This is a genomic window from Blautia sp. OM07-19, assembly GCF_003481595.1.
GTDB lineage: Bacteria > Bacillota > Clostridia > Lachnospirales > Lachnospiraceae > Blautia_A > Blautia_A intestinihominis.
Window position 1 is genome coordinate 18,407 of record NZ_QULA01000002.1, and the last position, 20,056, is coordinate 38,462.

Sequence of the window (20,056 nt, forward strand, 5' to 3'; positions counted from 1 at the left end):
ATCACTCCTTATCTGTTTTTATCTGTTCAACAAGTGTCGTCAAATCGTCGATCGTAGCTTTGGATGCCATATATGTTTTCATTCCATAGCTGTCTGCTGCTGCTTTTGTCTGTTTGCCGATACATGCTGCTGTCACATTTGAATAATCAGAAAGTCCTGTGCTTTCTACAAAACCTTTGACGGTAGATGCGCTGGTAAATACCACGCAGTCGATACCGCCCCTCGTGATCTCTGCTGCTACATCGATCAGAGGATTTTTGTCATAGATGGTATCATAGGTCGGTACATCGTCCACCCTGGCACCGTGTTCTTCAAGGATCCTGACCAGATTTGCATTTCCCTTTGAGGCACGCGGGATCAGGATCTTTTCGCCGCCATGCAGGGTCTGTGCCAGTGCTTCTCCCAGGGAGTCTCCATCGTAAATTTCCGGGATCAGATCCGCCAGAATGCCTCTCTGCTCCAGAACTTTGGATGTTCCCTGTCCGATCGCTGCCACCTTCAATGAAGAAAGACAACGGATGTCTTTTTTCATGGAGAACATTTCTTCAAAGAAAATCTCTGCCCCTGTCGGACTAGTAAATACCAGCCACTGATACTCGCTGATCTCATCAAGTGCCTGATAAAGTGCGCTCTGGTCTTCCAGTGCCACGGTACGGATGGACGGAAGTTCCAGGACTTCTGCACCTTTTCTTCGAAGTTCATCTGCTGTGCGGGAGCTTCTGCCCTTCGGACGTGTCACAAGGACTTTCCAGTCTGCGAGCGGAAGTCTCTCATACCAGCCAAATTCCTCAGAAAGACGGCAGACTTTACCAACTACGATGATCGCCGGAGTCTCGATACCCTGACGCTCTACTTCTTCTTTGAGGGTTGCAACTGTGGCAACGACTCTTTTCTGGTCGGAAGTTGTTCCCTTCTGCAGTACGGCCGCCGGCATCTCCGGGTCCATTCCTGCATTCAGAAGTCCCTGACAGATATCATTCAGAGCAGCGATCCCCATCAGGAATACGAGTGTTCCCTTTGTGTTGACCAGTGCCTGAAAATCGATGTCATATTCCTTACCTGCTCTTCTATGTCCTGTGATGATATGGACGGAAGAGCAGAAATCTCTGTGCGTTACCGGAATGCCGTTATAAGCAGGCACAGCGATCGAAGAGGTCACGCCCGGGACCACTTCATACGGGATCCCATTGGCAGTCAGAAGTTCCAGCTCCTCTCCGCCTCTTCCGAACAGGAACGGATCTCCGCCTTTCAGTCTCACGACACGGTATCCCTTCTGCGCTTCCTCAAGGAGCACCTGATTGATCTGCTCCTGCGGCATGGTGTGCTTGTCTGCACGCTTTCCTACGTTGATGAGTCTTGCAGAAGAAGGTACTTTTGCAAGTACGCCCTGTCCCACCAGACTGTCATAGACGACAACCTCTGCCTGGGAGAGAACCTCCATTCCTTTGAGTGTAAAAAGACCGATATCTCCCGGTCCTGCCCCTACGAGCCATACCTTTCCCTGTTTCATTCTGCCTCACCTTTATCCGTCTTTGTTCTGTCGGATTCTTTCATTTGTTTTGCAAGCGCGATGCCAAGTACCTCTGCGTCCTCGCGCTTTCCGCGGATGCTGTCCTTGAACCAGTTTCCTGTTTCTTCATTATAATACAGTCCGCGAAGGAAAAGTTCCTCTCCCTCGACCACACCAAACGCCGCCACCGGAGAAGAACAGCCGCCGTCCAGAAAACGTACAAAAGCACGCTCTGCACTTCCTGCGCTCCATGCATCTGCATCACAGTAGCCGTCCAGAAATGCATAGTCAACATCGGTACGTCCCTGTACTGCCAGGATTCCCTGACCTGCTGCCGGGAGCATTTCTTCCTCTGTAAAATACCGACTGATTCTGGATTCCAGTCCAAGTCTCTTAAGTCCTGCCGCCGCAAGGATCAGGGCTGAATACTGTCCCTCATCCAGTTTGCGGAGTCTTGTCTGAAGGTTTCCCCTGACACTTGCGACCTCCATATCCGGATATAACTCCCGAAGCTGCAGGGTCCGGCGAAGGCTGGAACAGCCAAGCGGTTTGGATCTGTCAAGTTCTGTTACGCCCTCCGGCAGTACCAGCACATCCCTCGGATCTTCTCTTCTGGAAAAAGCCAGCAGAGGAAGTTCTGACGGCACTTCCATCGGCATGTCCTTCAGGCTGTGAACAGAAAGTTCTGACCTTCCTTCCAGAAGTGCGTGATCCAGTTCTTTTACAAAAAGTCCCTTGCCGCCTACTTTATCCAGGGTGCGGTCCAGGATCTTGTCACCCGTTGTCTTCATGGTCAGGATCTCTACTGTCAGATCTGGATTATGCTTGGTTATGTAGTCCCTCACCATCTCACTCTGCAGCACTGCAAGCTTGCTTTCCCTGCTGCCGATCGTGATCTTATTCTTCATTGTCTGATGCCTCCATTGCCTCCTGGATCGCCACACGGACTCTTCGGGCTTTCTTGTGGTTCAGCCCGCTCGCTGTGATTCCCACAACAACCTCGTCCTGCATGTAGATCCCCGGAAAATAAAAATCGCATTTGCTTTTGTCATCTGCGACATTGACGTAGATCCCCTGCTCCTTACAGACTCGATAGATCTCATCGTTTAGTTTCCAGTCGTTTGTCGCCGCGATCACCATAAATGCCATGGCAAAATCAGACCGTTTCACCGGACGGTTGATCAGATTTACGAATCCTGCCTTGCCAAGTTCATGAAGCTCCATCGTTGTCTTTGGAGCTACTGCGGTAATGTTCCTGGTAAACTGCAAAAGAGTCTTAATCCTCCTGGTCGCAATGTTCCCTCCGCCTACCACTACGATTTTCTTGTCAGACAGATCTACGAACATTGGAAAAAAACGTTTATTCTTCATATAATTTCTCCAATCCTGCCACGCACTCCAGGAAAGTGTCCTGTTCCAGACTGTCCCGGAGTCCGAAAATAAGTTTGTTGACCACTTTTCCTGCTGCAGTATCTACTGCTTTGAGAAGATTTGCACGGTCGGAGTCATCCATTGGTGTATTCTTGAGGATCTTGTGGATACGCAGGTTCAGATCCTGCACTGCATCCTCCCTGATCTCCTGGATCCTCGGGATCACATCCCTGCCATCCAGCCACTGGAAAAATTCATCCATCTGTGCCCTGACGATCTCGCCGGCTTTTGTGATGCTCTCCATGGATTCCGGAGAGATCCTCTCGGTGCGGAAACTGTCCATATCATATAAGGTAACGCCCTCTTCTCCTCCAAGTGCCGGTTCGATATCCCTCGGCACAGCAAGGTCAAGAAGAAGCAGTGGTTTCGTAAGCGTGATATCATCAAACAGTTCTCTGCGAAGTGTATAGTTCGGACTGGCTGTCGCACTGACTACTACATCACATTTCGGCAGAAAGTTCATTCGTTCACCATAATGGATCCTGCTGCATCCGATCGGAATGCTCACCATTCCGCTTCTGTACTGACGGACGGTTACGGTGACATTCGCTCCGGCATCACGGAGAGTCTGCGCTGCAACCTTACCCATCTCTCCGTTTCCGATAACCATGCAGATTTTGCCATGCATGTCATATCCCTGTTCCCGCAGACTGCTGACTGCCTGATGGATCACAGACGGATTTCCATGTGCAAGCGGAGCTTCTGTCTTGATCTTTTTGCCCGCGGTCACTGCCATGCGGAAAAGGACTTCCAGCACACTGTCCGTGGTAAAATGTTCTCTCGCAAGATTGAGTGCATCCTTGATCTGTGTAAGGATCTGATCTTCTCCAAGAATCTGTGATTTCAGACCTCCTGCCAGATAAAAAAGATGCTCAACCGCTTCTTTATCTTCTCTTGAAATAAAATATTCTTCATAAGAAGGATCCTGTATATTTCTGAGCTCGCAGAGACACTGGTATAAAGAAAGTTCCTGCTCATCCTCATGGCTCGCCCAGATTTCCAGGCGGTTACAGGTAGACAGGATGATGCATCCGTGGATGCCTGCTTTTTCTTTCAGTTTTTCCATTGCCTCTCCGGCATTTTTCTTCGTAAATGCAAACAGGGCACGGACGTCTACCGGTGCTCTGTCGTGATCTATCCCTATCATGGATATTGTCATGATATTTCTGTTCTCCTTTGTGTTCCTCCTGTATCTTTTTCTGTAAAAATCTGTCGAATCCGCAAGAGGTGCCTACAGAAAAACATACTGTTTTAATGATAGTCGTTTGACCCTGTAATGTCAATGGAAACAGAAATATTTTTCGTTGCAACAATGTCCACACCGGTTCCTGCCACATCATGCAGAACCACATCTCCGATCTCTACTGGAGCAGTAACAGTGACCTCTTTCAATTCCCGGATACAGTCCAAAATTCTGGACTTTTGAATATCCTCTTTTGTCTTGACGGAAACGACCTTTTCCGTGCCATTTAATACACGAACGGTTGTTGTCACAATTCTGGTCGGATTGGTCACTTCTTTTCTTCCATAGACGGCTCCCCGCTTACAGCTATTGCCTTCTACACTCTGTACTTCTCCGTCTTTTATTTTTACAGTGAGGAAACAGCCCATCGGGCAGCCGATGCAGGTAAGATTTTTTTCTTCCATATCTTTATTCCTCCTCAATCAGAATGCTGATTTTTCTCAGTGATGAAGCATTTAAAATCTGTTCCTTTGTCAGTTTAATCTGTTCCATCTCCCCCGGTGCCAGAATTGTCCGTTTTTTGTGAAGAACACGTTCTTCATCAAAATAGCAGCTGATATAACAGTTTTTATAAACAGCTCCCACACGGAAACGGACTGTCATTTCTTCCGGCATGCGCTCCGGTCTTATCACTGCCGGGACAGTATAGCGAACTCCATTTCGGGATTCCAGAATAATTGTCCGATTCTGCTTTTGTTCCGGAACTTCCACTGGCTGCTGCCATTTTATGTAATCTGCCGCATTTTTTCCTGCCGCTGCTGCCTCCTCGGATACAAAATCTACCAGATCATGAACGTGCAGAACATTTCCGCAGGCAAACACCCCTTCGATATTCGTCTCCAGACTCTCATTGACTACCGGCCCCGATGTGACACGGTTCAGTTCCACTCCCATCTCTCTGGAAAGTTCATTCTCCGGGATCAGGCCTACTGAAAGAAGCAGAGTATCACAGGCATATTCTTCCTCCGTTCCCGGAATCGGTTTTCCATCCGCTCCGACTTGTGCCAGAGTAACTCCTTCTACACGTTCTTTTCCTTTAATATTTACCACAGTATGACTGAGTTTCAGCGGGATTCCGAAGTCATCCAGACACTGCACGATATTCCGCTTAAGCCCGCCGGAGTACGGCATCAGCTCTGCTACCACTTTTACTTTTGCACCTTCCAGTGTCATACGCCTGGCCATGATAAGTCCGATATCCCCGGAGCCAAGGATGACAACTTCTCTTCCCGGAAGATACCCTTCTATATTTACAAGTCTCTGTGCCGTCCCCGCAGAATAAATTCCCGCCGGACGATACCCCGGAATATTCAGTGCTCCCCTGGAACGTTCCCGGCAGCCCATTGCCAGAATCACCGCTTTTGCCTGAATCAGAAACATGCCTTCCTCACGGTTCATCGCTGTGATAACTTTTTCCCTGCTGATGTTTATGACCATGGTATTCAGTTTGTATTCTATATTTTGTTCTCTGACCTGACGAATAAAACGGTCGGCATATTCCGGTCCGGTCAGTTCTTCTCCAAAGGTATGAAGCCCAAAACCATTATGAATGCACTGGTTCAGAATTCCTCCCAGTTCTTTGTCCCGCTCCAGAATCAGAGTACTTTCGATTCCGTTTTTTCTCGCTGAAATAGCCGCTGCAAGTCCTGCCGGACCGCCGCCTATGATCACAATGTCATATTTTTTTATCATTTGCCGTCCTCCCCAAAAGAATCTTTGTTGCTGCCTTTTATGATTCCAGAGTTGCCTCCGGATTTTGTGATCTCTTCCACGGGAATTCCAAGTTCTCTGGCTAAAATCTCCATAACACGCGGCGAACAGAATCCTGCCTGACAACGTCCCATGCCTGCTCTGGTACGGCGTTTCACTCCATCCAGTGATCTGGCACCCAGAGGTCCTCGAATCGCATCTATGATCTCACCTTCTGTCACCATCTCACAGCGGCAGACAATCGTTCCATAAGCCGGATTTTGTCGAATCCACGCATTTCGTTCTTCCAGTGAAAACTTTGATACATCGGTAATTCCCTTTCTTGTGGAAAGAAAATCCTCTTTTTCTTTCAGATCATATTTTTTCTTCAGAATGTCAGCAACCATTTCTCCGATCGCAGGAGCACTGGAAAGGCCCGGTGATTCAATTCCGGCACAGTCGATAAATCCTTCTTCCGTCTCTCCTATAATAAAATCGTCTCCGTCCTCATGTGCTCGAAGTCCGGCAAAAGAAGTGATCACCTGACGGACCGGAATGTTTTTGACACTTTCGGATGCTTTTTTCAGAACCTGTTCCAGACCTTCTCTGGTGGTATTGATTCCTTCTTTATTCTCTATATCTGTGGCTGTTGGCCCGATCAGCAGGTTTCCGTGAATGGTTGGTGTGACCAGAACTCCTTTGCCAAACTTGCCGGGAAGGGTAAAAATCGTCCAGCTTACATGTGTCCCCGCAGCTTTATCAAGAAGACAGTATTCTCCTTTTCGCGGAGTGATATGAAGTTTCTTTTCACTGACCATGTTGTGGAATTTATCTGCATAAACTCCTGCCGCATTTACAATACAGTCTGCCTCAAAAATTCCCTCTGTTGTCTCAATCGTCCAGTTTTTTTCTCCCCGTGTGATCTTGTGCACTTCTGTATTGAAATAAAAATCCACTCCGTTTGCACAGGCATTTTCTGCCAGTGCGATCGTCATGTTGAATGGACATACAATTCCTCCGCTGGGTGCGTACAATGCCGCCACAGCCTGGTCAGAAACATTCGGCTCCATTTTTCTTATTTCTTCTTTATTTAAAATTCGAAGTCCCTTTACACCGTTTTGGATTCCTCTCTCATAAAGTTTCTGCAGACCGGGGCGGTCTTTTTCATCCAGGCACAAAACCAGTGAACCATTTCTTCGGAATGGAAAATCAAGATCACAGGAAAGCTGCTCCATCATCTGATTTCCCCGAAGATTCAGTTTTGCTTTGAGTGATCCCGGCTCTGCGTCATAACCTGCATGAATGATCGCACTGTTCGCCTTGGAGGTTCCGCAGCAGACATCTTCCTCCCGCTCCAGTACGCATACCTTTATCCGGTAACGGGACAGTTCCCGTGCAATCGCCGTACCGGAAACTCCCGCACCGATAATCGCAATATCGTATTTATTCATTGTAAAAACCTTCTGTATATATAAAAGAGCCTGACAAATAAACCCATTTTCATGGATTTCCTGTCAGGCTCTCCTCTTCACGCCAGTATGTGCAATTGTTTTAAATACAAACTTATCGTCCACTTGATTCTTCGATCAGTTCTCTTCGTCTTTCGCCCATCCATACGCATATTTTACAGCTTTTTCCCATCCACGGATTCGTTTTGTTCTCTCTTCCTGCGTGATCTTCGGATCAAAGGTCCGGTCGATCGCCCAGTTCTTGAGAACTTCTTCCTTACTGCTCCAGTATCCTACCGCAAGACCTGCCAGATAAGCAGCTCCCATTGCGGTCGTTTCCACGCATTTCGGACGGTTGACCGGTGCATTTATGATGTCTGCCTGTGTCTGCATCAGGAAATTGTTTGCACTGGCTCCGCCATCGACTTTGAGTGCTGCAAGCTGAATTCCGGAATCAGCTTTCATGGACTGTAAAACATCATTTACCTGATAAGCCAGAGATTCCAGGGTTGCACGGATAATGTGATACTTATTCACTCCTCTGGTGATTCCTACGATCGTACCTCTCGCATACTGATCCCAGTGCGGTGCACCAAGACCGGTAAACGCCGGAACGACATAGCATCCATTCGTATCCTGAACCTTCTGTGCCATATACTCTGAATCTTCTGAAGAATCGATCAGACGCATCTCGTCACGAAGCCACTGGATTGCAGCTCCCGCCACAAAAATCGATCCTTCCAGTGCATAATTCACCTTGCCATTCAGTCCCCAGGCAATCGTTGTTACCAGACCATTCTCCGAAAATACCGGTTTCTCTCCTGTATTCATAAGAAGGAAACAGCCTGTGCCATAAGTGTTCTTGGCCTCTCCCGCCTGGAAGCAGGTTTGCCCGAAAAGTGCCGACTGCTGATCGCCCGCTGCACCTGCGATCGGAATCGCGCCGCCTAAGAAAGACGGATCTGCCATTCCGTAAACACAGCTTGACGGCTTTGGCTCGGGAAGCATACTGCATGGAATATTCAATTCCTCAAGAATCTCTTCATCCCACTCAAGCGTATTGATATTAAAAAGCATCGTCCTGGATGCGTTGGAGTAATCTGTGATATGCACAGATCCCTTCGTCAGTTTCCAGATCAGCCAGGTCTCAACCGTTCCGAAAAGGAGTTCCCCACGTTCCGCCTTTTCTCTTGCACCCTCTACATTGTCCAGAATCCATTTTATTTTGGTCGCAGAAAAATAGGCATCGATCACGAGACCTGTCTTCTGACGGAATTTCTCTGTGAGTCCCTTTTCCTTGAGGGAGTCGCAGTACTCGGAAGTTCTGCGGCACTGCCAGACGATTGCATGATAAATGGGATCTCCGGTATTCTTATCCCATACAATTGCCGTTTCTCTCTGATTGGTAATTCCGATCGCCGCAATATCAGAAGCCTCCGCACCGATCATATTCATGGCTTCCACCGCTACGCCAAGCATACTCGCCCAGATTTCATCCGCATCATGCTCCACCCAGCCCGGCTTCGGAAAGTACTGATGGAACTCGCGCTGTGCTACACTGCACATTTCACCTTTTTTATTAAACAGGATGCACCGGTTGCTGGTTGTCCCCGCGTCCAGTGCCATTATGTATTTCTGCATAGGTAAAATCCCCTTTGTGGTATTTTAGTATGCATTTATTGTAACGCAAAAATGGTGGGGATTCAACGGATTTCTAATCCTTTGGAAGATGCCTTTTCTTTCCGATTGATTCTTCATTTTCTTGGTGTTGCAATACACCATGCTATGGCTACCGGTACCGTAATAGCCAGTGAAATGCCAAGAAGCATAAGCACTATTACACCTATTGTAGATTCCAAAAGCCATCGGATCAGCTTTAAAAGAAGAAACCAGCCTTTTCCCAGAAGCAGACTTAAAATAAAATATCCTGCCAACGACTTCAGAATAGTACGTGAAACTGCTGCTAAACTAATACTTATATTAAAAAAATAATCAGCAGATATGCAAAGAAGAAATATACATACTACCGCCAAAACATACTCTTTACTCATATTGATTCTCTCTTTCCTATATAAATGCGATAAGAATACAGCCCACCAGCACAAACAATACAACCAATACAATAACCTGGACAATTCCGGATAAAAGCATAATTGCCAATCCTAATATGTATAATATTATTTTCGTGCATAACCCACAGCCCACGATAAGACAAAAAGAAGCTGCCAGATAGCAAAGGATTTTATCCAGCTTTACCTTGTTAGAATCCATATGCACCACCGGGGTCTTACTGAATTTATTTGGTCTGTTAAGCATTTCCAAATGAAATGAATAGATGCTTCCATGCAATACATACATGATGCAGGCAAAAAGCAGCAAAGAACAGATGATCCAAATGGAAAAACTTTCAGCTAAGTAAGCTCCAAAATCAATTATTTTGTCAAACATAGTCTTTCCTCCTCCCTCCTCAGGATATAAAATATTATACACTGATAAACGAAAATAACAATATGGAATATGTGCAAAGTATAAAGAAAGAACTGTGGCATTATGTCCAGTTGCTATTGATGTTAAAAGCCACCTACTTATTCAGTGTTTCCTATTCCATTTCCAGGTCTCTCCCATAATATCACCTATTCCTTTCTGAATATTCTCATAAAAATGCTCCTTTGATTTATTTACCATTTTTATAGATGTCAGAATGCCATAGAACTGCTGACCGCCTGGAAAAACAGATGCGTGATATATATAAAATAAAAGCTTGCCGTCTTTTTCAGGAGCCGGATGGGCTCGAATCGTATTTCTGCAGGGACTTCTGCAGGTAATCCAGTAATACTCCTGATACCACGGAGTTGGTTGTTCGGGCGAAGGACAGGCCGATGGTCCGGTGACTTTCTGGTTCAAGAGGACGTACCTCAACTCCATCGGAAAAGGCTCTCATGACCAGATCCTGCGAAACCGTTACCCCAAAGCCATTTTTCACGAACGCCATAATCAGCGTGTCATCCCGGAAGCTGTAAGAAACCTGCGGTTTTTTCGTGCATTTTTCCAGCAGATGCAGAATATCATTATCGCATCCGGGAGTTTCGATAATAAAAGGATATTCCAGCAGTTCTTCCAGTTTTATGCATTTTTTTCCGGCAAGAGGATGCCCTTTTGGCATGACTGCACAAAGAGGGTCTTCCAGAAGCGGATAAAATTTCAGGTCAAATGCCACAATAGAAGATAAAAAACCGCAATCCACCTGCCCATGAATGATCCAGTCCCGGATTTCATCATAGTTCCCGTCGAAAATCTGGACTTCCACCTGCGGATAGTTTTTCTGAAAAAAGCGGATCACATCCGGCATCCACATGGCTGTTACGCTTGTAAAACTTCCGATTCGAAGTTTCCCCTCCACTTTATTGTTAATGTTGAAAGCCGCCTGGCGAAGCTTATCTTTCTGATTCACCATTTCCTGAATATACGGAAGCAGACGTTTTCCATTGTCTGTCAGGATTACACCTTTTTTTATCCGGGCAAATAACTGTACACCCAGTTCTTCCTCCAGCCCTGCCATCATCTGACTGATTCCGGACTGCGTATAATTCAATGCTTCTGCCGCTCTGGAAAAGTTTCCAGTCTCACATACTTTCAAAAAAATATCATAACGGTCTCGAATTTCTTTCATTTTTACCTTCTTCATCCTTCACTGGAATAATATTATTTTTTTTAATACATACCAGTAAAAATATTTGTTTTACTAATATTTTATCATATAGTATCTTATATTTACAACAATCAAAGGGGGAACTATTTACAGTGGAAAAGAAATCCAATCATTTTTCAGGACAGCTTGGTTTTGTCCTTGCCGCAGCCGGCAGTGCTGTAGGAGTGGGAAATTTATGGCGGTTTCCATATCTTGCAGCCAAAGATGGCGGCGGTTTGTTTCTGATCATTTATTTTATTCTTGTGCTTACGTTCGGGTTTACCTTGCTTACTTCTGATATCGCTATCGGCCGCCGTACTCAGAAAAGTGCCATCGGTGCTTATACCCAGATGCATCCGAAATGGAAATTCCTGGGAATCCTTACTTTCCTGGTACCCGTTCTTATTATGACTTATTACGCTGTGATCGGTGGCTGGATCACCAAATATGCCGTTGTATATATCACCGGACAGGCACAGGCTGCTGCCACAGATGATTATTTTACATCCTTCATCACCTCTTCCACCTCACCTGTGATTTTTGCCCTGCTCTTTATGGGAGTAACGGCTCTTATTGTATACAATGGTGTGGAAAAAGGAATTGAAAAAGTATCCAAATGGATGATGCCCATCCTGCTGATCCTGGTCGTAATTATCGCTGTCTACTCCCTGACACTCAGGCATACCGATACCTCCGGACAGGTGCATACCGGCTTACAGGGATTTCTTTATTATCTCACACCGGACTTTACAGGACTTACCGTGCCGCGTTTTCTGCAGATTCTGCTGGATGCCATGAGCCAGCTGTTTTTCTCGCTCAGTGTGTCCATGGGAATCATGATCACTTACGGTTCTTACGTCAGGCCAGAGGTAAATTTAAACAAAGCCGTCAACCAGATTGAAATCTTTGATACAGGTGTTGCCTTTCTTGCAGGTGCCATGATCATCCCTTCAGTATACGTATTTTCAGGAACCGAGGGCATGGGTGCAGGTCCAAGCCTGATGTTTGTATCTTTGCCAAAAGTATTTTCTGCTATGGGTAAAGCCGGTATATTTGTGGGAGTCCTGTTTTTTGTAACTGCTATTTTTGCAACCTTGTCTTCCTGTATATCCGTACTGGAATCTATTACTGCAAACTGCATGGAAATCTTCCACACCAGTCGTAAAAAAACAGTTCTTGTTTTATCTGCGATCTACCTGGCAGCCTCCGCTGTTATCGCTTTGGGATACAGCATTTTCTATGTAGAAGTAAATTTACCGAATGGCTCTGTGGGACAGCTTCTGGATATCATGGATTATATCAGTAACAGTGTTATGATGCCGTTCATTGCACTGCTTTCCACCATCCTGATCGGCTGGATCGTAACACCGGATTATGTAATTGATGAGATGGAACGCAATGGCGAAAAATTCCACAGAAAAAAACTCTACTGCGTGATGATCCGTTTTGTCGCTCCGGTTATGATGTTCATCCTGTTCCTGCAGTCTACCGGAATTTTATCGTAATTATAAAACAAAAAATGCATAAAATCAGAGCTGTTCATTTCTGACCTCCTGATTTTATGCATTATTTTTCAAATACTCTTCTCCACCAGCCTGTATCAAAAACGTTCTAAGCGCCTTTCGCGCCAGCGAAACAGTCTTCCGCGTGGCCAGGTGGGGAATACCCTTAAATATTATATTCTTTATACAACTGCTCACGTCTTTTAGAATCTGTTGATGCCAGCAGAATTTCTTCATTTCTCTGATCCTGAATAAGCCGACTGATTAAATTACCTAATCGAGTTTCTCCTCTTGCCTGTCCAATTGCTTCTCCTTCTGCTTTTCCTTCTGCTTTTCCTTCCGCTTTTCCTTCCGCTTTTCCAAGTGCCTTAAGTCTTTCTGATTCCAATTCCAAAACTTTCCCGCCCATAATATCACCTATTCCTTTCCGAACGTTATCTTCCTTTCGAAAAATGTGGTCTGCAATCTTTACAATGAGTTTTGTCAGATCCGTATATAGTTCTGCTTTTCCTGTTTCTGTCAGTTCCTTTTCCAGATTTACTCTGATTTCCTCATATTCGTTTAACAATATTTGAAATAATTCTGGATTTTCACTCAGATCATGTCCCTGTTTCTCATATCTCATGATATAAAATGGCAGCAGCATCAACAGATTTTTTTCGAAAATACTGTCCTTTGTATAGTCTGCCATTTTTATAGTCGGTATCGAGTATACATGCGTCCGCCCATCCGGAAAAATCACATCCGCCTCCAGATTATCCGGTGTATTCTCTGAGCTTCTCAAAAACAGCACGCAGGATTTTGGAAACTCTATCCGATATCTCCGATTTTGTTTCTCAGCATTTCCTATCGCAATCGCAAAATCATACTCTATCATGCGTATCGTCATCGTAGTATCATCTGTACTCTGACATTCGATATGATACATCTTCTTCCCTATCAGCAAACAGGAATCCGTAATGATTTCTCCATCTTCCTGCTGGTGTTCATTACGCAGCTGTGTGATCTTTACATTTTCCGGATAGGATGTGTGAAATACTTCATTGATCAACGGTACTGCCAAATATGGCATCTTTTCAATCATAGTACGAAACACATCATCAAAAATCGTATTATTCATATAACACTCCTTTTGGTATCTACATTATAACATTTTGTCGAGTTCTATTAAACACTTATTTGCTTTTATCTTTGGAATTAGTGGCAGATATTTGCCTGAACGATAACTGATAAGATACTTTAGATCATTGCCTGTTTTTTATACTATACAGTATCTGTCTCCATCTGGCAAGCTTATTTTTACAGAAAGACAGCAACCAGACATGTAATTTTCCTAATTAACTTGTCCTGGAAATCTATTGTTCTCGTTTCATGCATATGAGTTGCACCTTTTTCCAGATTTTTAACCATATTGTGTGCAGAAATGCGCGAAAAAACAATCGTAAAAATTTACGATTGTTTTTTAATCTTTCGAAAACCCCTGAAGAAGATCAAATTCAATATGACATCAGAAATTTTACCATCTTTTCATTTACATATTGGCTTTCCGGGATCTCCGGCAGGGCGGTACTGAATGCATGAGGAAGTTTTTTGTGGGGACCCAGATCTTCCAGATGGCAGATGCCTCCTGACTTCTGTATGGCCCTGGCATATTGTCTGCTGTAATTTCGCAGGGAATCTCCATAAACTGTGATAAGAAAGGACGGCGGCAAGTGTTCGAGAATCGCTTTGTTTTCCGGATTTATGTATGGATAAAAGGAACTTTTCTTCCACCCTTTTCCGTAAATACAGGAAGGAAGAAAAATTCCGATGCTGTCCATTTTTGTCGTGTAATACATCCCGCTCGCCAGGCCCATTGCCCGAATCCCAAGATCTGCTGGCACCACTCCAAAAACATCTGCCAGCTCCGGACTCTGCATCATCGCAGCCAGATATACACACAGGCTTGCCCCCGCACTGGTTCCTGTCAGGTAAATACGTTCTTCATCTCCATTATATTTCTGAAAATACACTCTGGAATTTTTAATTCCTTTCATCAGATCTCGAAGAATCTGTGGAAACAAAGACTCCGGTGCCAGAGGATATTCCAGAGAAAATACAAGAAATCCCTTCTGGCTCATTTCTGCACAGAACAGATGACTTTCCTCTTTTTTCCCAAGAAGGAAACCGCCACCATGAAGGTTAAACATGATCGGAAGCTTTTTATCATGCTTTTTATCATGCTTCTTTCCACGGTAAATATCCATAAAATGACAGGCCATGCCATCCCCCATATAATCAATATCCCGAATCAGCTCCACATCCTCAGGAAACGGATGCTCCGCTTCATGCCTTTCCAGAAAATTATCCAGAAGCTTTTCCTTCTTCGCCGTCTGCTATATTAGCATCCTCTCAAACATAAACAATCCCCTTAGATATTATATGCGTTATACAACTTAAAAAGCCATAGCACTGCTGACTGCAGCTCCACAGGCTGCCTCTTCCTGGTACACAGCCAATGATAAATCTGCCCCAAACATCTCACTGCTGATTTCCTGTAATACTTTGTTTTTTCTCATTCCATTACCAGACGCAACCAGATGAGATACCTGAATTCCCGTCCCCTGATGAATTTGCTGATACATGTCATAAAGCTCTTTTATCATGCCATGCAACACACCATAGGTTATTCCTTCCGGTGTAAAATTGTTTTCGCTGATATTGGTAATACTGCCACGAAGCGTTGGATCTGTTCTTGTTCCGTTAAATAAAGTAGACACTTCCACAGGATTTTCCTGATTCATAGCAGCTCTTGCCAATTTCTTCAAAACTTCATATAATGCCTTATCTTCACCACCAGCCTGTACCACAAAAGTTCTGAAAAACTTCTCCAACACTGCATAAGCACGCCCTCCACAGAGAGATGCCCCTACCAGAATATATTTTCCTCTTGCGAGTGGTCTGGCTTCGATTCCCCCTTCTTCAAATGGCTTATCCGATAATACAGAAATCTGCCCACCCGTTCCCATGTTTAAAAGCAATGTATTTTCCTGAAAACCAACACTTCCCAGAAAGCTTGCCTGATTATCACCCAGTGCCACCGTCACCGGTATTCCATCATAGTATCCCAAGATTTTAAACTCATCTGTAACTTCCGGCAACTGTCCCGGATCCATGCCAAGTTTATGAATTGTATCTATATAAAACATCATTTTTTCACTGTCAAAAAGACCCAAACTTGCTGCATTACTGATATGCACAATTGGTGTTTTTCTGCCTGTGAGCTTCATTCCAAGATAATCACTAATTGTACAGAAGGAAACTGCATTCTTCGGCACCTGATTCTTTTTGCAGTGATACAGGTGTGTAGCAAGTCCATAGCCTGTCGAAATCGAAAAACCTGTCTCTTCTTTTACCAGACAGACAACACTCTTCCCATCAAATTCCGGAAGATTTCCTCGCCCATCCTGCCAAGTATAAAGTGGACTGACACAATTTCCATCCTCATCAATATACAGAATTCCATGCATCTGACCGGTAAGACCAATTGTCTCCACATCTTTATACGCCTTCCGTAATTCTTTCAGCTCCCGCATCGCTTTTTCTACAATTCTATCCGGATTCTGAATGCGTTCCCATTCCTTTTCAGTCCTTATAAATGTCCCATTAGGAACCGTTCTTGATTCCAAAACCGCCTTTTTTTCTGTATCCAGTACAACCAGACTGATCGTTGTTGTACCAATATCGATTCCGATTACTTTCATCCCTGCTCTCCTTGCCTTATGTAGTGTACCAAGTCAGTTAATCACCTCTTTTGACCAGTATTACTTCCTGCTGACTTTGGTTTTATTTGCAGCACCATACGCATTCTTTTCTTCTGCTGCCATCATCACAGGTTCTGATTTTCTTTCATAGTATGAAATAGTGTTATTTCCCGAAAATTCTTCAAAATTCTCCACCTGCTCCATAACCTTATTAAACACTTCTGGACTATACTGTGGCGGGTAACCATTTTTGACTAAGCATATCTTTATTTCCAGTTTTAGCTCATTTCTTACATTCTGATTATTAAGCCAAGTAAAGGAACTGCTAAAGGATAAGAACCATTATCGGTATCTTCCTTCCAATGTGAATTTCGACTATTTACCTGCAAAAAGTAATTATAAAGATCCAGCCTCGTTTTATGGATTGTCTTTTAGGATTGCAAGATTCCAAATTTCAGAAGATACTTATGAAACCGTCCTTACAAATTTGGATAAGGAACAATACCCTCTTGAAAAATTAAAACAGCTTTATGCTTTAAGATGGGGAATTGAAACATCTTTCAGAGATTTAAAATATACTATTGGAATGTTGGATTTTCATTCAAAAAAGGTGATGTGTATCCAACAGGAAATCTATGCACATCTAATCATGTATAATTTTGCACAAATGATTACCTCGCACGTAGTCATTGAAAAAAAGCAAAGAAAATATACATATAAAGCCAACTTCTCAGTTGCGTCGCACTTGTGCCGATTATTTTATCGTGGGAAAACGACATCACCTGATTTAGAAACCATTATCGCAAAGAATGTGATTCCCATACGCCCCGATCGTCATGGGGAACGGAAAGCAACTACTAAGATATTTCATGGTTTCTTATATAGAGTAGCATAAATTTGAATAAGTGAATATAGTTTTTTGAGGCAGATGAAAATCTGTCTATTTGTGTTTGGCAAAAATAGAAAACAGGCTGAAGAGAACTCCTCAACCTGTTTCTGGGCAAACGCCAAATCAGCTTGCCTATGATAACTTAATGACATTGCTCAGACAGATGCTTTTCTCTTTTATACTTTCTCCCGCGCCTTTCGCGTGGCCAGGTGGGGAGTGCGAGGGGAGAACGGCCTTCGCAACTTCGAGTGCCCTCCCCTCGCATGGTTTTTTCAAAACTCGAAGGTCCCTAAGGAAGTACCCTTAGATCACCCAAAAATTATCCGTACAAACAACCTTCCGATAAGTCTCAAACCGGAACCACTTGTTATGTACTTCCGAACGGTTTTCTGAGGTCACATTCTTTGCTTCTTCAAGGAATCTCTCAAGATCCTCTTTGTTTTTCACAAGCAAAGCCATTCCTCTTTCATCGACAACCGGGAGTCCCATGTAGCGGTAGTCTTCGATCTTCTGGATGTCTTCTACTTTGCCGTCACGGATCAGGACTGCTGCCCCGTCCTCAACGGAAAGGATATCAAAGTATTCCGGATATTTGAAGCTGTCTCCGGCAACCGGTACTTCATCACCGACATGATAGGTCTTCTTGTCGGATCCGGCTTTGGACATCATTGCATTTTCCAGATTGAAGTAGAATTCTTCGAATACATAACCGCCGACTTTGATGTCATCTTTCTGGAAGTACGGTTTCTCTCCGTCATTTTCTACGGTTTCAAGTACACCACATGCAGAAGTCATATGGCTTACACGGTCGATCAGAATCATCTCTCCAAGAGTTTTGTGTTTCTTAAACTCATCAAGTACGATCTTTTCGGCCAGTTCGATCTCGCACAGTGCGATCTCATTTTTTTCGATATAATCTGCTGCGATATGTTCTCCGGTGTTGACATCGATCTTGTATTTGATGCTGCGGATAAATCCCGGAATTCTCTTGGTTCCCAGTTTTACCAGATATTCTTTTCCAAGAGTCAGTCTGCTGTCATCCATCCAGAGCAGAGTTGCGGTAAAGCTCTTTGCTACGGAAAGCTGTGCCTGGTCGGTGAGGACGCAGCCTCGGCTGACATCCACTTCTTTGTCAAGCTGGATGGTCACTGCCTGTCCTGTCACGGCTTCTTCTACGGAAGTGCTTCCGTTCAGAAGGGATTTGACAGTTGCAGTCTCGTTGCTTGGAAGTGTGGTAATGGTCTGTCCGACTTTGATCTTACCGCTTTCGATCTGTCCCTGGAAGCCACGGAATTCATGGTTCGGGCGGCAGACTCTCTGTACCGGCATATAGAATCCTGCTTCGCTCTCTGTCTCTGTCACATCGACGGTTTCCAGATGATCCAGAAGTGTTTTGCCTGTGTACCATGGCATGTTCTCGGATTTGACTGTGACGTTATCTCCTTCTGTCGCGCTGACAGGAACGATCACAACATCCTGAAGTCCGAGGCTTTCAGAAAGTTCGTTGATATCTTTTACGATCTCATTGAATCTTTCTTCGCTGTAACCTACAAGGTCCATCTTGTTGACTGCAAATACAAAATGATGGATTCCCATCAGGGCGCAGATGCGGCTGTGGCGTCTTGTCTGTACCAGAACACCCTGTTTTGCATCGACAAGGATGATCGCAAGCTGTGCAAAAGAAGCACCAACTGCCATGTTTCTTGTATATTCTTCATGTCCCGGTGTATCCGCAACGATGAAGCTTCTCTTGTCTGTTGTAAAATAACGATAAGCAACATCAATGGTGATACCCTGTTCTCTCTCTGCCATCAGACCATCCAGAAGAAGTGAATAGTCGATCGCGCCGCCTCTGGATCCTACCTTACTGTCGAGGATCAGGGCTTTTTCCTGGTCTGCATAAAGCAGTTTGGAATCGTAAAGTATATGTCCGATCAGTGTGGATTTTCCATCGTCCACACTTCCGCAGGTAATAAATTTCAGTAAACCGCTCATCTAGAAGTACCCCTCTCTCTTTCTCTTTTCCATGCTGGCTGCACCACCGTCAGAATCAATGATTCGGCTGGTTCTTTCAGATTCTACAGAACTTAATGTCTCATCGATGATCGCATCGAGTGTATCTGCATCAGAAAGAATACCACCGGTCAGAGGATAACATCCCAGGGTACGGAAACGAACTTTTTTCATTTCCGGTTTCTCGCCAGGTTTCAGACGCATACGGTCATCATCTACCATGATGATATTTCCGTCACGATATACTACCGGACGCTCTTTTGCAAAGTAAAGAGGTACGATCGGAATATTTTCTCTTTTTATGTACTGCCAGATATCTTTCTCTGTCCAGTTGGAGATTGGGAAAACACGGATGCTCTCGCCTTTGTTGATCTCTGTATTGTAAAGTTTCCACATCTCCGGTCTCTGGTTCTTCGGATCCCAGGCGTGGTTTTCATTACGGAAAGAAAAGATCCTCTCTTTGGCACGGCTCTTCTCCTCATCACGACGACCGCCTCCGAATGCTGCGGTAAATCCGTATTTATTGAGAGCCTGTTTCAGAGCCTGTGTCTTCATGATATCGGTATAAGCGGATCCGTTGTCAAAAGGATTGATTCCCTGCTTCACACCGTCCTCATTGATATATTCCAGCATCTCGATTCCAAGATCTTTGGCTGTCTTGTCACGAAATTCGATCATTTCCCGGAATTTCCAGGTTGTGTTTACATGTAAAAACGGGAAAGGTGGTTTTTCCGGATAAAAGGCTTTCAGTGCGAGATGAAGCATCACTGAGCTGTCTTTTCCGATGGAATAAAGCATAACAGGTTTTTCGCACTCTGCTGCCACTTCCCGGATGATATATATTGCTTCTGCTTCCAGTTCATCTAAATGTGATAATCCGCTCATAGTTCTACTCCTGTA

General features: G+C 44.5%; 19 protein-coding genes. 2 read left to right on the forward strand and 17 right to left on the reverse strand.

What is annotated here, in order from left to right:
- Position 1: 1 nt before the first annotated feature.
- From cobA to DXC01_RS02765, 11 genes are all read right to left on the reverse strand, one after another.
- Positions 2-1,510, reverse strand: coding sequence for a uroporphyrinogen-III C-methyltransferase (gene cobA / locus DXC01_RS02715; RefSeq protein ID WP_118698190.1), 1,509 nt, complete (start codon positions 1,508-1,510; stop codon positions 2-4).
- Complete coding sequence (gene hemC, locus DXC01_RS02720; protein ID WP_118698191.1) at positions 1,507-2,418, reverse strand: hydroxymethylbilane synthase; 912 nt, start codon at positions 2,416-2,418, stop codon at positions 1,507-1,509. The genes cobA and hemC overlap by 4 nt, the downstream gene beginning before the upstream one ends.
- Entirely contained in the window at positions 2,408-2,881 is a 474-nt protein-coding gene (locus DXC01_RS02725; protein ID WP_022215628.1) for a precorrin-2 dehydrogenase/sirohydrochlorin ferrochelatase family protein, read from the reverse strand. The genes hemC and DXC01_RS02725 overlap by 11 nt, the downstream gene beginning before the upstream one ends.
- The gene (gene hemA, locus DXC01_RS02730) at positions 2,871-4,100 is read right to left on the reverse strand and encodes a glutamyl-tRNA reductase (protein WP_118698192.1); all 1,230 of its coding nucleotides are present in this window, start codon (positions 4,098-4,100) and stop codon (positions 2,871-2,873) included. The genes DXC01_RS02725 and hemA overlap by 11 nt, the downstream gene beginning before the upstream one ends.
- Before the next feature lie 92 nt (positions 4,101-4,192).
- Positions 4,193-4,588 carry a DUF1667 domain-containing protein gene (locus DXC01_RS02735; protein WP_022215630.1) on the reverse strand — a complete coding sequence of 132 codons (396 nt, stop codon included), beginning with the start codon at positions 4,586-4,588 and terminating at the stop codon, positions 4,193-4,195.
- 4 nt (positions 4,589-4,592) lie between these two features.
- Positions 4,593-5,873: an NAD(P)/FAD-dependent oxidoreductase gene (locus DXC01_RS02740; RefSeq protein WP_118252422.1), complete on the reverse strand. Its 1,281-nt coding sequence runs from the start codon at positions 5,871-5,873 to the stop codon at positions 4,593-4,595.
- Complete coding sequence (locus DXC01_RS02745) at positions 5,873-7,324, reverse strand: NAD(P)/FAD-dependent oxidoreductase (protein ID WP_118698193.1); 1,452 nt, start codon at positions 7,322-7,324, stop codon at positions 5,873-5,875. The genes DXC01_RS02740 and DXC01_RS02745 overlap by 1 nt, the downstream gene beginning before the upstream one ends.
- 135 nt (positions 7,325-7,459) lie before the next feature.
- A complete protein-coding gene (gene glpK / locus DXC01_RS02750) occupies positions 7,460-8,962 on the reverse strand; it encodes a glycerol kinase GlpK (RefSeq protein ID WP_118698194.1) in 1,503 nt (500 codons plus the stop codon).
- 113 nt (positions 8,963-9,075) lie between these two features.
- Positions 9,076-9,372 (reverse strand): hypothetical protein, encoded by a 297-nt coding sequence (locus DXC01_RS02755; RefSeq protein WP_118698195.1) that lies wholly within the window; start codon positions 9,370-9,372, stop codon positions 9,076-9,078.
- 16 nt (positions 9,373-9,388) lie between these two features.
- Positions 9,389-9,769, reverse strand: a complete 381-nt coding sequence (locus tag DXC01_RS02760) for a hypothetical protein (RefSeq protein ID WP_118254567.1) — start codon at positions 9,767-9,769, stop codon at positions 9,389-9,391.
- A 325-nt stretch (positions 9,770-10,094) separates the two neighbouring features.
- Positions 10,095-10,991, reverse strand: a complete 897-nt coding sequence (locus DXC01_RS02765) for a LysR family transcriptional regulator (RefSeq protein WP_118698196.1) — start codon at positions 10,989-10,991, stop codon at positions 10,095-10,097.
- Positions 10,992-11,122: 131 nt separating this feature from the next.
- On the opposite strand from DXC01_RS02765, the gene DXC01_RS02770 reads away from it, so the two are divergent.
- Entirely contained in the window at positions 11,123-12,514 is a 1,392-nt protein-coding gene (locus DXC01_RS02770) for a sodium-dependent transporter (RefSeq protein WP_118254569.1), read from the forward strand.
- Between the two features lie 163 nt (positions 12,515-12,677).
- Here the strand turns inward: DXC01_RS02770 and DXC01_RS02775 are convergent, their stop codons facing one another.
- From DXC01_RS02775 to DXC01_RS21180, 4 genes are all read right to left on the reverse strand, one after another.
- On the reverse strand, positions 12,678-13,631 hold the full coding sequence (locus DXC01_RS02775) for a hypothetical protein (protein ID WP_118698197.1): 954 nt from the start codon (positions 13,629-13,631) through the stop codon (positions 12,678-12,680).
- A 376-nt stretch (positions 13,632-14,007) separates the two neighbouring features.
- A complete protein-coding gene (locus DXC01_RS02780; protein ID WP_118698198.1) occupies positions 14,008-14,784 on the reverse strand; it encodes an alpha/beta hydrolase in 777 nt (258 codons plus the stop codon).
- Between the two features lie 162 nt (positions 14,785-14,946).
- Entirely contained in the window at positions 14,947-16,254 is a 1,308-nt protein-coding gene (locus DXC01_RS02785; protein WP_118698199.1) for a sedoheptulokinase, read from the reverse strand.
- Between the two features lie 60 nt (positions 16,255-16,314).
- Positions 16,315-16,449 (reverse strand): hypothetical protein, encoded by a 135-nt coding sequence (locus DXC01_RS21180; RefSeq protein ID WP_279221565.1) that lies wholly within the window; start codon positions 16,447-16,449, stop codon positions 16,315-16,317.
- 169 nt (positions 16,450-16,618) lie between these two features.
- Between DXC01_RS21180 and DXC01_RS02795 the strand changes: the two genes are divergently transcribed.
- On the forward strand, positions 16,619-17,149 hold the full coding sequence (locus DXC01_RS02795) for a transposase (RefSeq protein WP_243111538.1): 531 nt from the start codon (positions 16,619-16,621) through the stop codon (positions 17,147-17,149).
- Positions 17,150-17,446: 297 nt separating this feature from the next.
- Here DXC01_RS02795 and DXC01_RS02800 read toward each other — a convergent pair whose 3' ends face one another.
- Both DXC01_RS02800 and cysD read right to left on the reverse strand, forming a co-directional pair.
- A complete protein-coding gene (locus tag DXC01_RS02800) occupies positions 17,447-19,138 on the reverse strand; it encodes a sulfate adenylyltransferase subunit 1 (RefSeq protein WP_118698200.1) in 1,692 nt (563 codons plus the stop codon).
- Positions 19,139-20,041 (reverse strand): sulfate adenylyltransferase subunit CysD, encoded by a 903-nt coding sequence (gene cysD, locus DXC01_RS02805; protein WP_117591384.1) that lies wholly within the window; start codon positions 20,039-20,041, stop codon positions 19,139-19,141.
- Positions 20,042-20,056 lie beyond the last annotated feature (15 nt).